This is a genomic window from Pantoea sp. JZ29 (assembly GCF_035190385.1).
Lineage (GTDB): Bacteria > Pseudomonadota > Gammaproteobacteria > Enterobacterales > Enterobacteriaceae > Pantoea > Pantoea stewartii.
Window position 1 is genome coordinate 700,580 of the sequence record NZ_CP045241.1, and the last position, 13,809, is coordinate 714,388.

Sequence of the window (13,809 nt, forward strand, 5' to 3'; positions counted from 1 at the left end):
CTAATACCCACGAATAAGGTACTATCCTCGCCAAACAACCGCCGGGTGATCCGCCGTTGCGGGTCACGATGTGAGGATGAGGACTTAATGAGCGAATTGACGCAGGATGGTGCAGAGCGTCTTGCCCTGCATACGTTTACTGAGAATGCGTACTTAAACTACTCCATGTACGTCATCATGGACCGTGCGTTGCCTTACATTGGCGACGGCCTGAAACCCGTCCAGCGCCGCATTGTATATGCCATGTCGGAGCTGGGGCTTAACGCTACCGCCAAATTTAAAAAATCGGCCCGTACCGTGGGTGACGTGCTGGGTAAATACCATCCTCATGGTGACAGCGCCTGTTACGAAGCCATGGTGTTGATGGCACAGCCGTTCTCCTACCGTTATCCGCTGGTCGATGGCCAGGGAAACTGGGGGGCACCTGACGATCCTAAATCTTTCGCCGCCATGCGTTATACCGAGTCTCGCCTGTCGAAGTATGCCGAAGTGCTGCTGGGTGAGCTGGGGCAGGGCACGGCAGACTGGGTGCCAAACTTTGACGGCACGATGCAGGAGCCGAAGATGTTGCCGGCGCGCCTGCCAAACATTCTGCTGAACGGCACCACGGGGATCGCGGTGGGCATGGCAACCGATATTCCGCCGCATAACCTGCGCGAAGTGGCGCAGGCCGCTATCGCCCTGATTGACGATCCGAAAACCAGCCTGGATGCGCTGCTGGAGATTGTGCAAGGGCCGGATTTCCCGACCGAAGCCGAAATCATTACGCCACGCGACGAGATTCGCAAAATCTATCAGAACGGGCGCGGCTCGATTCGCCAGCGTGCGGTGTGGAAAAAAGAGGACGGCGAGGTGGTGATCACCGCGCTGCCGCACCAGGTGTCCGGTGCCCGGGTACTGGAGCAGATTGCCAGCCAGATGCGCAATAAGAAGCTGCCAATGGTCGAGGATTTACGTGATGAGTCCGATCACGAAAACCCGACTCGCCTGGTGATTGTGCCCCGGTCAAACCGTGTCGATCTGGATCAGGTTATGAACCACCTGTTCGCCACGACCGATCTGGAAAAAAGCTACCGTATCAACCTGAATATGATCGGACTGGATAACCGTCCGGCCGTGAAAAACCTGCTGGAAATCCTGTCTGAATGGCTGGTGTTCCGTCGCGATACTGTTCGTCGCCGTCTGAATCATCGTTTAGAACGCGTGCTGCGCCGTCTGCATATCCTGGACGGTTTGCTGGTGGCCTTCCTTAATATTGATGAAGTCATTCACATCATCCGTACCGAGGACGAACCAAAGCCAGTGCTGATGTCGCGCTTTGAGATCAGTGAAACCCAGGCCGAAGCGATTCTTGAACTCAAGCTGCGCCATTTGGCGAAGCTGGAAGAGATGAAGATTCGTGGTGAGCAAAGCGAACTGGAAAAAGAGCGCGATCAGCTGCAGGCGACGCTGGCCTCTGAACGCAAAATGAATACGCTGCTGAAAAAAGAGCTGCAGGCAGACAGCAACAGTTTTGGTGATGATCGCCGTTCGCCTCTGCGTGAACGTGAGGAAGCCAAAGCGCTCAGCGAAACCGAGCTGGTTCCGTCTGAGCCGGTTACGATTGTTCTGTCGCAGATGGGCTGGGTGCGCAGCGCCAAAGGACATGATATTGACCCGGCGGGCCTGAGCTATAAAGCCGGTGACAGCTTCCTGGCGGCGGCACGCGGCAAGAGTAATCAGCCTGTGGCCTTTATCGATTCCACTGGCCGCAGCTATACGCTGGATCCCACCTCGCTGCCGTCGGCACGCGGCCAGGGCGAGCCACTGACCGGTAAACTGACGCCACCACCGGGTGCGGTTGTTGAACAGGTATTGATGGAGCCGGAAGAGCAGCGCCTGCTAATGGCTTCGGATGCCGGATATGGCTTTATCTGCACCTTCAACGATCTGATTTCGCGCAACCGTGCGGGCAAAGCGCTGCTGACCCTGCCGGAGAATGCGCGCGTCATGACGCCGATGGCTGTGCATCATGAAGACGACATGCTGTTAGCGATCACCCAGGCGGGCAGGATGTTGATGTTCCCGGTCGGCGAGTTGCCGCAAATGTCGAAAGGCAAGGGCAACAAGATTATCTCGATTCCGTCGGCAGATGCCGCGGCGGGCACGGATAAACTGGCCTGGCTCATGATTCTGCCACCAGGCAGCGCGATTACGCTGCACGTCGGTAAACGCAAGCTGTTGCTGCGCAGTGAAGAGTTGCAGAAATTCCGTGCCGATCGGGGTCGCCGTGGCACGCTGTTACCGCGCGGTCTGCAAAAAATTGATCGGGTCGAACTGGATGCCCCGGCACGTCCTGACAGCGCTGACAGCGACGCGTAATTCATCCGGCTGGTTCATCGCCAGCCGTGTTACATTGAGGAAGCTATGTTACTGATATTACGCACGATTATTGTGGTAATTTATTCGATTCTGGTCTGTGTATTTGGCTGCATCTGGTGTCTGTTCTCGCCGCGCAATCCGCGTCACGTCGCCACCTTTGGTCATCTGTTTGGCAAATTATCGACGCTGTTTGGTCTGAAGGTTGAACTTCGTCGCCCAGAGGGCGCGGATAATTACGGTAATGCGATTTATATCGCTAATCACCAGAACAACTACGATATGGTGACGGCCGCTAAAATTGTGCAGCCCACCACCGTGACCGTGGGGAAAAAAAGCCTGCTGTGGATACCGTTCTTTGGCCAGCTTTACTGGCTGACCGGTAATCTGCTGATTGACCGTGACAACCGGGCCAAAGCTCACGGCACCATTGGCGAGCTGGTCGAGCAGTTCAATAAAAAACGGATTTCGTTCTGGATGTTTCCTGAAGGTACGCGCAGTCGCGGGCGGGGATTATTACCGTTTAAAACCGGTGCGTTTCACGCTGCGGTGGCGGCCGGCGTCCCGATCATCCCGATTGTGGTGTCCAATACGCATAATAAAATTAACCTCAACCGCCTGAAAAACGGCCTGGTGATTGTGGAAATGCTGCCGCCGGTAGACGTCAAACAATTTGAGTCGTCGTCTGTGCGCAAACTGGCTACCCACTGTCGTGAACTGATGGCGGCGAAGCTGGAAGAGCTTAACGCCGAAGTCGAAGAACGCGAAAAAAACGGTAAAATCTAACCGACAAATCCGTTGTCGGACTATTCTGCATGGATGCCCCACGGCGAGTGACGTCCTGCGTCGCTCGCCGTGAAAGCAGCACAGCAATGACAGCAATAAAAACAGGGTTGGCGTTTCAGCGCCACGCGTAAAAGGTCTGAAATTTCATGTCTTTCAGCAGACGTCAGTTTATCCAGCTTTCTGCCGGTGTGGCGCTCAGTGCCACGGTAATGCCGCATGCGGCACGTGCCGCTTCCTTACGTGGTGACACGCCGCTTCCCGTTCCGCCGTTGATCGAATCCCGCCGGGGTCAGCCGCTGTTTCTGACCTTACAGCGCAGCCACTGGTCGTTTAACGGTGACAATAACAAGGTGCCGGTCTGGGGCATCAATGGCATGTACCTTGGGCCAACTGTCCGTGTTTACAGCGGCGATGATGTCAAACTGATCTACAGCAACCGCCTCAATGAACCGGTTTCGATGACCGTCAGCGGCCTGCAGGTGCCAGGGGCACTGATGGGCGGCGCGCCGCGGATGATGTCAGCGGGCGTCGACTGGGCACCGGTGTTACCGATTCGTCAGAACGCCGCCACCTGCTGGTATCACGCCAACACGCCAAACCGCATGGCACCGCACGTCTATAACGGCCTGGCGGGCATGTGGCTGATCGAGGACGACCTCAGTAAGCAGCTTCCGTTGCCAAAACACTATGGCGTGGATGACTTTCCGCTGATCATTCAGGACAAGCGGCTGGATAATTTTGCGACACCGGTTTATGACCCACCCGCTGACGGCGGTTTCCTGGGCGATACGCTGCTGGTTAATGGCGTACGCAATCCGTTTATTGAGGTATCACGCGGCTGGGTGCGCCTGCGGTTGCTCAATGCCTCCAATGCCCGACGTTACGAACTCAGCATCAGCGATAACCGACCGTTTACGGTCATCGCCAGCGATCAGGGTTTTTTACCGTCGCCGGTAGCGGTACAGCGGCTAACGCTGGCTCCCGGTGAGCGGCGCGAAGTTCTGGTGGATATGTCGCAAGGGGATGAGGTCTCCATTACAGCGGGCACCGCGGCTGGCATCATGGATCGCCTGCGCGGTTTCTTCGAGCCTTCGACGATTTTGACCTCAACGCTGGTGCTCACGCTTCGCCCCACTGGCCTGCTGCCGCTGGTGACGGATAACCTGCCAATGCGTTTACTGGCCGATCAGATTCTGGACGGCGCTTCGGTGCGTACCCGGGAGTTTCGTATTGGCGACAGTATGCCCGGCATCAACGGTGCCGTGTGGGATATGAACCGCATTGATACCACCGCGCAGCAGGGCACATTTGAGCGCTGGATTATCCGTGCCGATCGTCCGCAATCGTTGCATATTCAGGGTGTAATGTTCCTGATTAAGAGCGTGAACGGTGCGCAGTCGATGGGGGAAGACCGGGGCTGGAAAGACACCGTCTGGGTGGACGGCGAGGTCGAACTGCTGGTCAACTTTACCCAAAGCTCTTCAGACCATTTCCCGTTTGTCTATTACAGTCAGACGCTGGAGCTGGCGGATCGGGGAACGGCAGGTCAGCTGCTGGTGCAGCCTGCCACGGCATAACGGAGCAGACTGTGCCGGGCAGGGCTTTCAGCTTTTGCGTTTGGCTAGCGCAGAAGCTGCAACATCAGTTGGGGCATCTGATTTGCCTGGGCCAGCATGGCGGTACCGGCCTGCTGTAAAATCTGCGCCTGTGACATCGCCGATACCTCCGCAGCGTAGTCTACGTCCTCTATCCTGCTACGGGCAGAGGTAAGGTTTGTGACCATATTGTTCAGGTTGGCGATAACCGACTGAAAGCGGTTCTCATAGGCACCCAGCATACTACGCTGACTATCAACGGATTTAATCGCCCGATCGAGATCGGCCAAAGGCGTACCGTCTGTCGCGGTTCCACTTGCTCCGCCGGTAACATCCCCTTTTAAAACGTCAAAGCCTTCTGCCGCAACCGTACGGGCCACGCCATTTACGGTATCTCCTGAGGTCATTTGCCGGATATTAAGTGTTGAGCCGGTGGTACCCGCTTTCAGAAGGTTATAGCTGTCGCTGGCATCCAGATCGATCGTGATCGTTTCGCCGTCTTCCGCACCGACCTGAAAGCGATACGCAGCCGAGCCCGATCCGGTATTCAGCATACTAATGCCGTTAAAATTCGTTTGTGCGGTAATACGGTTAATCTCCTCCATTCGCTGATTCACTTCTGTCTGAATAGAGTCGATATCCGCAGCGGAGTTGCTGCCATTTTGCGCCTGCACCGTCAGGTCACGTATGCGTTGCAGGTTGTCGTTAATCGTGGAGAGCGCCCCTTCAGCGGTTTGTGATAGCGAAATCGCATCATTGGCATTTCTGCCCGCTACCGTCATGCCGTCGATGTTTGAGGTCAAACGATTAGCAATCGCCATTCCCGCCGCATCATCTTTCGCACTGTTAATGCGCAAACCTGAAGACAGGCGCTCAATGGCGGTCGATAAAGCATTTTGAGAGTTATACAGATCGTTTTGAACGATCAACGACACGATATTGGTATTGATAACCGACATGATACGCTCCCTGGTTAAGTCGCTTAACGTTCTGAAAACCGTGAAATGACGTTCAATGGTGGTAGCCGGGATCACGCGACAGGTGTGACAGAAAACAGTATTACCTGCACAACGACGTTTTCACAAAAGCGGAGCGGCTTCGGTGTGTTGCAAAATTTTACCTGTTATAACAAGGTAAGGTGAGGTGATTTGAATTTTAAGTTTTTGATTTAAAAAACAAAATACAGGGCGGAATTAAGGTGTCAGCGTTCAGCGCAAAAAATTTGATTTAGCAGAGCGGAAAGACAGGGGGATTTCGGTCAGGGAAGGGTTTTTTTGCCCTGCGCCGCGCACTGCCCAGAAAGGCGTTGCGTAATTATTATGCGTTTTGTCATACATTTTAAGGACGTTTAACATTTTGCGTGGGCGCTAACCGTAAAAAAGCCCCTCCCGGAGGAGAGGCCTGCATGAGGCGTGCATCGGGTCCGATGCGCCCGTATTAGCCGTTAAACGTATCCGGGTCAGGACCTAAACGCTTACCGGTATCAAGCTGGGCAATCTCACTCATTTCTGCCTTATCCAGGCGGAAATCGAACACATTGAAGTTTTCTTCGATGCGTGCCGGCGTGACGGATTTCGGGATAACCACCAGCCCGCTGTCCAGATGCCAGCGGATAACGATTTGCGCCGGCGTCTTACCGTATTTTTTGGCCAGAGACTTGATGATTTCCTGATCGAATACGCCTTCGCCGCCCTGAGCCAGGGGACTCCAGGACTCGGTCTGAATCTGGTGCATGGCGTTCCAGGCATGCAGCGTGCGCTGTTGCAGCATCGGATGCAGCTCGATCTGGTTGATCACCGGGGTTACACCGGTTTCTTCCAGCAGACGTTTCAGGTGCGGCTGGTTGAAGTTACAGACGCCGATGCTTTTGACCAGGCCCTGTTGCTGCATCGCAATCATGTTCTTCCAGGCATCAACGTACTGATCTTTCTCCGGGCACGGCCAGTGCATCAGATACAGATCTACCTGCTCCAGCTTCAGTTTTTGCAGACTGGTTTCCAGTGCCTGCTGGACATTTTGCTGGTCAGCATTCCACAGTTTAGTGGTGATAAAAATATCCTCACGCGCGACATCGGTTTCCTGTAACGCCTGACCAATCGCTTCTTCATTTTTGTACGCGGCGGCGGTATCAATTGAACGATAGCCAACGTCCAGCGCTTTCAGCACGGCGTTGCGCGCATCTTCCATGCTGGCTTGCCACACGCCAAGTCCAAGCTGTGGCATCATGTTACCGTCGTGCAGTTTGATAATAGGTTGGTCTGCCATATCCTGCTCCTTACATTTGCAGTAAACCAGTGAGTCTTCGCTGTGCTTAAGTCTAGCTAACAATTTTCAGGCTGCCTGCGAACAGGCGAGGATAACCCTGCCTGATCCTCCATTTTGCTGGCGATTTAACCAGGCGCGCGGCAAACTGCGCTTTTAATTTTCAGGAGTGATGATGCCCCACGACTTACTGTGTCAGCGGCTGGCTCAACAGGTGGTCACGCTGATGACGAACGGACGCGAACAACTGTGTCCGGTGGAAAATGTCTCACTGATTTATGCGGGGCAGCACCGACCGCGTGAGCCCATCATGTATCAGCCCGGCATTGTCATTTTGTTTCAGGGCAGCAAAACCGGTTATCTGGGCAGTACGGTTTTTCAGTACGACGCCACAAAATACCTGATGCTCACCGTGCCGCTCCCGGTCGAATGTGAAACCTGGGCGTCACCCGAGCAGCCTCTGGCCGGGATGTGCCTGCGCGTAGATACGGCCAGCCTGCAGGATTTGCTGATGGACATCGGTGATGACGAAGGGTTTCAGCCTCAGCCGTTGACCTCGGGCATTCACTCTGCCTTTCTCACAGAGCCGATGCTGTGTGCGGCAGAACGCCTGCTGGATGTGATGACCCAGCCTCGTGATGCAAGGGTGCTGGGGCCACAGATTGTGCGGGAAATTCTTTACTATGTGCTGACCGGGCCGATTGGGGGGGCACTGCTGTCACTGGTGAGTCGTCAGACGCAGTTCAGCCAGATTGCCCGGGCACTGCGCCGTATAGAGAATCACTATGCCGACAACCTCAGCGTGGACACGCTGGCGGCAGAGGTGAACATGAGTGTCTCAGCGTTTCATCATAATTTCAAAGCGGTGACGCAGACGTCGCCGCTGCAGTATCTCAAGCGTTATCGCCTGCATCAGGCGCGTTTACTGATGCTGCAGGATGGCCTGAAAGCCAGCGTCGCGGCGGTGCGCGTCGGTTATGAGAGTCCGTCGCAGTTTTCGCGGGAGTTTAAGCGCTACTTTGGCGTGACGCCGGGTGAGGAAGTGAATCGGGTGCGTCAGACGGTGGCCGAACCGCCCGCCTGACGCACGCGTGGTCAGGCTCTTTGACGACGTTTTTTCCAGATAACCACGATGCTGCCAACCAGCCCGACGACCAGCAGCACCATCGGTAATACCATCAGGACAGCCATCACCTGATCTTCGTGCCGTTTAATAAACGGCACCTGGCTGATGCCGTAACCCAGCGTCACCACAATGCCCACCCACAGCAGACCGCTCAGCCAGTTAAACAGCTGAAAACGGCTGTTCTTCAGGCCGGAAATGCCCGCCATTGTTGGCAAAATGGTACGAATAAAGGCCAGAAAACGTCCCACCAGCAGCGCCATCAGGCCATGACGATTAAACATATTCCATGCGCGTTGGTGATATTGTGCCGGAAGCTGCATCAGCCAGCTCTTAACCAGTCGGGTATTACCCAGCCAGCGGCCTTGCAGGTAACTGAGCCAGCAGCCCAGACTGGCGGCGGTGGTCAGGATCAAAAGCGTGGGGAAAAAATCCATCACGCCTTTGGCTACCATCGCGCCAGCCAGCAGCAGCAGACTGTCGCCGGGCAGAAAAGAGGCGGGCAGTAAACCATTTTCCAGGAATAGCGTCATAAACATCACGCTGTAGACGATCCATACCACTTCCGGATTGGCCAGCGCGGCGAAGTCTTGATGCCAAAGCGCGTGCACAATCTCATGTAAAACACCCATTAGCTATCCCATTACGTCACAATCATGCTGAATTATAGTGTTCAGATCGGCCTGACCTCTTGGTTGTCGCCTGCCCCAGAGTGGGCGACAACCTTAACCTGCGGGGGTTCTTCTGCTCGCTGAACACTTTTATATTAAGAGAATTTTAACATCTATCTGGCTGTGGCCTGTCGATATATCACACGGGTCTGTATCTGGTTTATATCAGGTTTACTCTTTTAGCGCGTCAGGCGTGCAAAACCCGCGTCAAGATCAACCAGTAAATCATCCACATGTTCCAGACCGATGTGCAGCCGTACCAGCGTACCGCTGAAATCAACGCCGCCCGCCGGGCGAATAGCCGCCAGCTCTTCGGGTTGACTGGCTAAAATCAGCGACTCATAACCGCCCCATGAGTACGCCATGCTAAAGTGCTGAAAATGATCAAGATACATCGCTAACTGCTCGCGGCTCAGTTTTTCTTTCAGCACAAACGAAAATAATCCGCTGCTGCCGCTGAAGTCGCGTTGCCAGAAGGCGTGACCGGGGCATGAGGGCAGCGCCGGATGATTCACTCTGGCGACCTCCGGGCGGGCGGCCAGCCATTCCGCGACCTGAAGTGCACTTTCTTCATGCTGCCGCAGACGTACGCCCAGCGTACGTAACCCCCGGCTGGCCATGTAGGCGGTATCGGCATCCACCATCTGCCCCATCAGGTAGCTGTTCTCGCGCAGTTGATCCCAGCAGCGGGCATTGGCGACGGCGGTCCCAATCATGGCATCGCTGTGACCAATCAGGTATTTGGTGCCAGCCTGAATCGAAATATCCACGCCCAGCGCAAGAGGACGAAACAGCACGCCCGCCGCCCAGGTGTTGTCGATCATAATAATCGCGTCCGGTGCTTTTGCGCGCACCGCCGCCACAATGGCGGGAACGTCCTGCACTTCCATCGTGATGGAGGCGGGCGACTCCAGGAACACCACGCGCGTGTTGGGCTGAATCAGGGTGGCGATCGCATCGCCGATGCCGTGATCAAACCAGGTGGTGGAGACCTGAAGTTTAGCAAGAATTTTGGTGCAGAAATCCTGGGTTGGTTCATACACCGCGCCGCTCATCAGCACATGATCGCCTGCTTCAACAAACGCCAGAATAGCGTTAGAGACCGCTGCGGCGCCGCAAGGATACAGCACACAGCCCGCGCCGCCTTCCAGCTCTGTCATGGCGTCCTGCAAGGCAAAGTGGGTCAGCGTGCCACGACGACCATAAAACAGTTCGCCCTTTGCCCGCCCTGCGGTCGCGCGTTTTTTCTCCGCAACGGTATCGAAAACCAGCGACGAGGCTCGCTGAATGACCGCATTCACCGAACCCTGGGTATAACGTTTATCGCGTCCTGCGCTGACGAGTGTGGTATCAATTTTTTTTGTGGTCATGAACTCCCTGCCTTGCCGCTTGCACCTGAGCCTTCACGTTAGCACGAATTCGGCGATGACGTTGAGGGGCAACACAGATTATTCGCGCAGCAACAGGGAGATTTCCCGTGCGGCCTCCTGCAGTAGCGGCAAATGGTGTTGACGCAGCGTATCCGCAGAAACCTGTCCGGCATGGACGCCGACGTTCAGAGCGGCCACGATGCGTCCGTCCGCGCCACAAAGCGGCACGGCAAGCGAACGCAGACCGATTTCCAGTTCCTGATCGTTAATGGCGTAACCCTGCTGCCGGACGCGGGTCAGTTCTTCACGCAGTGCGCTGCTGCTGACCAGCGTGTGGCTGGTATAACGCAGCTGGGTCAGCCGCGCCAGATAGTCGTTCAATGGCTCAGCGGCAAGCCCACTCAGCAGCACTCTGCCCATGGAGGTGGTACTGGCGGGCAGACGACTGCCGATATGCAGGTCGATCGTCATGATGCGCGACGCGGACGCGCGGGCGATATAGAGAATGTCATCCCCGTCCAGCACCGCCATTGAGCAGGACTCGTTCAGCGTCTGGCTCAGCTGGCGTAAAACCGGCTGTGAGGCGCTGGCGAGCGGCGTGGCGCCCAGCCAGTTATGACCCAGAGTGAGCACGCGCGGACGCAGTTCAAAGTTTTTACCATCTTCGGCATAGACAAAACCCAGCTTACTCAGAGTGTACAGACAGCGCCGCACGGCTGCGCGCGGAATACCGGTGCGCTGACTGATTTGCGACACGGACATCACGCGTCGCTGTGGGGTGAATGCCTGCAAGACCTCCAGCCCACGCGCCAGTGAGGCCATAAAGTTCGGATCCCCTTTCCAGGGATCGCTGCTGCCGCGCAGCGTCTGATCGTCATCCGTCATGCTTTTCTCCCGAGATTAACTGGATCGTCCTGCAACTGTGCGAACGATCACATTGTGCTATTTGGTTTTGCCAGTGACCGATAATCGCACACTATTTCGATAATCGGTATTGTTTGCGCTCACAGAGCGATCTACTTTTTGGCTATTCACTACCAACCGGCTGATGCCGGGCTAAAGGAACAGCTAATGATCAATAAAAGTGTGGCAACACTGGCAGAGGCCGTGGCGGTCATCCCGGACGGGGCCAGCATCATGATTGGCGGATTTGGACCTGCCGGTCAGCCGCTGGAACTGATCGATGCGTTGATCGAAAGCGGCGCTCGCGGGCTGACGGTGATCAGCAATAACGCTGGCAACGGTGACAGCGGCCTGGCCGCGCTGCTTAAGGCAGGCCGCGTTGATAAAATGATTTGTTCATTTCCGCGCCAGGTTGACTCCTGGGTGTTCGATGAGCGCTATCGTCGTGGAGAGATTGAACTGGAGCTGGTGCCGCAGGGCAACCTTGCCGCCAGGATGCAGGCCGCAGGCAGCGGTTTAGGCGGCATTTTCACCCCCACCGCCTTTGGCACGCCGCTGGCGGAAGGCAAGGAAACGCGGGAAATCGATGGCCGCCATTACGTGTTCGAAAAACCGCTCAAAGCCGATTTCGCGCTTATCAAAGCCCATCAGGGCGACCGCTGGGGCAACCTGGTGTACCGCAAAGCGGCGCGGAATTTTGGCCCCGTGATGGCGATGGCCGCCACCACGACCATTGCCCAGGTAGCAGAGCTGGTGCCGCTGGGCCAGCTCGATCCTGAAAACGTCGTCACGCCGGGCATTTTTGTCCAGCGCCTGGTGTGCGTTCCCCATCCCGTTACCCTGACCGTTTCAGCCTGAGGAGTCGGCAATGCAAAAACTCACCCGTGACCAACTGGCACAGCGCGTGGCGCGCGATATTCCGGAAGGGGCTTACGTTAACCTGGGGATTGGCCTGCCGACCCGCATTGCGAACTATCTGCCTGCGGACAAAGAAATCTTTCTGCACAGCGAAAACGGACTGCTCGGCATGGGGCCAGCGCCTGCGCCGGAAGACGCCGATCCGGAGCTGATCAATGCCGGGAAAGAGCTGGTAACCCTGCTGCCGGGCGGCTGCTTTTTCCATCATGGCGACTCCTTTGCCATGATGCGTGGCGGGCATCTGGATATCTGCGTCATGGGCGCGTACCAGGTATCCGTCAGCGGCGATCTGGCGAACTGGAGTACCGGTGCGCAGGATGCAATTCCTGCTGTCGGCGGCGCCATGGATCTCGCCATTGGCGCGCGCAAGGTTTACGTGATGATGGACTACCTGACGAAAAAAGGGGAATGCAAGCTGGTGAAGCAGTGCAGCTATCCGCTCACCGGGCTGGGGTGCGTCAGCCGGATCTATACGGATATGGCCGTGATTGATATTACGCCGGACGGTCCGCTGGTGGTCGAGTGCTGCCCCGGACTGAGTTTTGAGGCGCTCCAGGCGGTCACGCCGGTGCGTTTACTGCAACCTGAACTGGCGACCACCGCCTGAGGAACCGCGAATGCAACAGGCTTTTATTTGTGATGCGCTCCGCACGCCATTTGGCCGTTATGGCGGCGCGCTCGCGGGAATTCGGGCAGACGATTTGGCGGCCTTACCGCTGGCGGCGCTGCTTGCCCGTCAGCCTGCTTCTGTCGCGCAGGCGATCGATGATGTGATCTATGGCTGCGCCAATCAGGCAGGCGAAGACAATCGTAACGTGGCGCGTATGGCCCTGTTACTGGCCGGGCTGCCGTCCAGCGTGCCTGGCACGACGATCAATCGTCTTTGCGGTTCGGGGCTGGATGCCATCGGCATGGCGGCCAGGGCAATAAAATGCGGCGAAGCCGAGGTCATGATCGCAGGCGGCGTAGAGAGTATGTCGCGCGCGCCCTTCGTGACCGGAAAAGCACAAAGCGCGTTTAGTCGCAGCCTGAAAATGGAAGACACCACCATGGGATGGCGTTTCATCAACCCGCAGATGCGCGACCGCTTTGGCGTTGAAACCATGCCGGAAACGGCGGAAAACGTGGCACACGATTTTGCTATCAGCCGCGCCGATCAGGATGCCTTTGCGTTACGCAGCCAGCTTCGTACCGCGCGTGCGCAGGAGATGGGCCTGTTCAGTGACGAGCTGATGACCGTCACTCTCCCGCAGCGCAAAGGTGAAGCTATCACTGTTGCCTGCGATGAGCATCCGCGCAGTACCTCCCTGGCGGCGCTGGCGGGGTTAAAAGGCGTCGTGACGCCGGACGGCAGCGTGACGGCAGGCAATGCCTCGGGCATCAATGACGGGGCCTGCGCCTTATTACTCGCCAGTGAAAACGCGGTTGCCGCCCACGGCCTCACGCCGCTGGTGCGTGTGGTCGCGATGGCTGCCTGCGGCGTTGAACCGCGTATCATGGGTTATGGTCCCGTACCTGCGGTACGCAAAGTGCTGGCCCAGAGTGGCCTGACGCTGGCACAAATGGACGTAATCGAATTAAATGAAGCGTTTGCTGCCCAGGCGCTGGCCGTGACGCGGGCGCTCGGGCTGGCCGACGATGCCGCGCAGGTGAACCCTAACGGCGGCGCAATAGCGCTGGGCCATCCGCTCGGCGCATCCGGTGGCAGGCTGACCATGACCGCGGCCTATCACCTGCGGCGCACCGGAGGACGTTACGCACTCTGCACCATGTGCGTCGGTGTCGGGCAGGGAATCGCACTTATTCTGGAACGGGTATAATTA

12 protein-coding genes are annotated in these 13,809 nt (G+C 56.7%); 7 read left to right on the forward strand and 5 right to left on the reverse strand.

Features of this window, described 5'->3' with window-relative positions:
* Positions 1 to 87: 87 nt before the first annotated feature.
* The 3 genes from parC to ftsP all read left to right on the forward strand — a co-directional run bounded on the left by parC (position 88) and on the right by ftsP (position 4,721).
* On the forward strand, positions 88 to 2,361 hold the full coding sequence (gene parC, locus GC090_RS03410; protein ID WP_033739803.1) for a DNA topoisomerase IV subunit A: 2,274 nt from the start codon (positions 88 to 90) through the stop codon (positions 2,359 to 2,361).
* Positions 2,362 to 2,406: 45 nt separating this feature from the next.
* On the forward strand, positions 2,407 to 3,144 hold the full coding sequence (locus GC090_RS03415; protein ID WP_039342149.1) for a 1-acylglycerol-3-phosphate O-acyltransferase: 738 nt from the start codon (positions 2,407 to 2,409) through the stop codon (positions 3,142 to 3,144).
* Between the two features lie 146 nt (positions 3,145 to 3,290).
* Positions 3,291 to 4,721 carry a cell division protein FtsP gene (gene ftsP / locus GC090_RS03420; RefSeq protein ID WP_039342152.1) on the forward strand — a complete coding sequence of 477 codons (1,431 nt, stop codon included), beginning with the start codon at positions 3,291 to 3,293 and terminating at the stop codon, positions 4,719 to 4,721.
* A 44-nt stretch (positions 4,722 to 4,765) separates the two neighbouring features.
* Here the strand turns inward: ftsP and GC090_RS03425 are convergent, their stop codons facing one another.
* Together GC090_RS03425 and dkgA are read right to left on the reverse strand one after the other, a co-directional pair.
* Complete coding sequence (locus tag GC090_RS03425) at positions 4,766 to 5,698, reverse strand: flagellin N-terminal helical domain-containing protein (protein ID WP_033739799.1); 933 nt, start codon at positions 5,696 to 5,698, stop codon at positions 4,766 to 4,768.
* A 478-nt stretch (positions 5,699 to 6,176) separates the two neighbouring features.
* Positions 6,177 to 7,004 (reverse strand): 2,5-didehydrogluconate reductase DkgA, encoded by an 828-nt coding sequence (gene dkgA / locus GC090_RS03430; RefSeq protein WP_006118176.1) that lies wholly within the window; start codon positions 7,002 to 7,004, stop codon positions 6,177 to 6,179.
* A gap of 172 nt (positions 7,005 to 7,176) precedes the next feature.
* On the opposite strand from dkgA, the gene GC090_RS03435 reads away from it, so the two are divergent.
* On the forward strand, positions 7,177 to 8,085 hold the full coding sequence (locus GC090_RS03435; protein ID WP_033739797.1) for an AraC family transcriptional regulator: 909 nt from the start codon (positions 7,177 to 7,179) through the stop codon (positions 8,083 to 8,085).
* A gap of 11 nt (positions 8,086 to 8,096) precedes the next feature.
* On the opposite strand, the gene GC090_RS03440 is transcribed toward GC090_RS03435, so the two are convergent.
* The 3 genes from GC090_RS03440 to GC090_RS03450 form a co-directional block, all read right to left on the reverse strand.
* Positions 8,097 to 8,756 carry a DedA family protein gene (locus tag GC090_RS03440; RefSeq protein ID WP_006118175.1) on the reverse strand — a complete coding sequence of 220 codons (660 nt, stop codon included), beginning with the start codon at positions 8,754 to 8,756 and terminating at the stop codon, positions 8,097 to 8,099.
* A gap of 218 nt (positions 8,757 to 8,974) precedes the next feature.
* Positions 8,975 to 10,165 (reverse strand): cystathionine beta-lyase, encoded by a 1,191-nt coding sequence (metC, locus tag GC090_RS03445; protein WP_185200142.1) that lies wholly within the window; start codon positions 10,163 to 10,165, stop codon positions 8,975 to 8,977.
* Between the two features lie 78 nt (positions 10,166 to 10,243).
* On the reverse strand, positions 10,244 to 11,050 hold the full coding sequence (locus tag GC090_RS03450) for an IclR family transcriptional regulator domain-containing protein (RefSeq protein WP_110268406.1): 807 nt from the start codon (positions 11,048 to 11,050) through the stop codon (positions 10,244 to 10,246).
* Between the two features lie 186 nt (positions 11,051 to 11,236).
* Here GC090_RS03450 and GC090_RS03455 point away from each other — a divergent pair, with 186 nt between their 5' ends.
* The 3 genes from GC090_RS03455 to pcaF are packed head-to-tail and all read left to right on the forward strand — an operon-like array spanning position 11,237 to position 13,806.
* Positions 11,237 to 11,926: a 3-oxoacid CoA-transferase subunit A gene (locus tag GC090_RS03455; RefSeq protein ID WP_054633141.1), complete on the forward strand. Its 690-nt coding sequence runs from the start codon at positions 11,237 to 11,239 to the stop codon at positions 11,924 to 11,926.
* Positions 11,927 to 11,936: 10 nt separating this feature from the next.
* A complete protein-coding gene (locus tag GC090_RS03460) occupies positions 11,937 to 12,593 on the forward strand; it encodes a 3-oxoacid CoA-transferase subunit B (protein WP_033739788.1) in 657 nt (218 codons plus the stop codon).
* A 10-nt stretch (positions 12,594 to 12,603) separates the two neighbouring features.
* Positions 12,604 to 13,806: a 3-oxoadipyl-CoA thiolase gene (gene pcaF, locus GC090_RS03465; protein ID WP_324020861.1), complete on the forward strand. Its 1,203-nt coding sequence runs from the start codon at positions 12,604 to 12,606 to the stop codon at positions 13,804 to 13,806.
* Positions 13,807 to 13,809: the final 3 nt, after the last annotated feature.

Excerpts from the sequence above, each read along its gene's own strand:
- parC (WP_033739803.1), top strand. The coding sequence starts at position 88 with ATGAGCGAATTGACGCAGGATGGTGCAGAGCGTCTTGCCCTGCATACG.
- GC090_RS03415 (WP_039342149.1), top strand. The coding sequence starts at position 2,407 with ATGTTACTGATATTACGCACGATTATTGTGGTAATTTATTCGATTCTG.
- ftsP (WP_039342152.1), top strand. The coding sequence starts at position 3,291 with ATGTCTTTCAGCAGACGTCAGTTTATCCAGCTTTCTGCCGGTGTGGCG.
- GC090_RS03425 (WP_033739799.1), bottom strand. The coding sequence starts at position 5,698 with ATGTCGGTTATCAATACCAATATCGTGTCGTTGATCGTTCAAAACGAT.
- dkgA (WP_006118176.1), bottom strand. The coding sequence starts at position 7,004 with ATGGCAGACCAACCTATTATCAAACTGCACGACGGTAACATGATGCCA.
- GC090_RS03435 (WP_033739797.1), top strand. The coding sequence starts at position 7,177 with ATGCCCCACGACTTACTGTGTCAGCGGCTGGCTCAACAGGTGGTCACG.
- GC090_RS03440 (WP_006118175.1), bottom strand. The coding sequence starts at position 8,756 with ATGGGTGTTTTACATGAGATTGTGCACGCGCTTTGGCATCAAGACTTC.
- metC (WP_185200142.1), bottom strand. The coding sequence starts at position 10,165 with ATGACCACAAAAAAAATTGATACCACACTCGTCAGCGCAGGACGCGAT.
- GC090_RS03450 (WP_110268406.1), bottom strand. The coding sequence starts at position 11,050 with ATGACGGATGACGATCAGACGCTGCGCGGCAGCAGCGATCCCTGGAAA.
- GC090_RS03455 (WP_054633141.1), top strand. The coding sequence starts at position 11,237 with ATGATCAATAAAAGTGTGGCAACACTGGCAGAGGCCGTGGCGGTCATC.
- GC090_RS03460 (WP_033739788.1), top strand. The coding sequence starts at position 11,937 with ATGCAAAAACTCACCCGTGACCAACTGGCACAGCGCGTGGCGCGCGAT.
- pcaF (WP_324020861.1), top strand. The coding sequence starts at position 12,604 with ATGCAACAGGCTTTTATTTGTGATGCGCTCCGCACGCCATTTGGCCGT.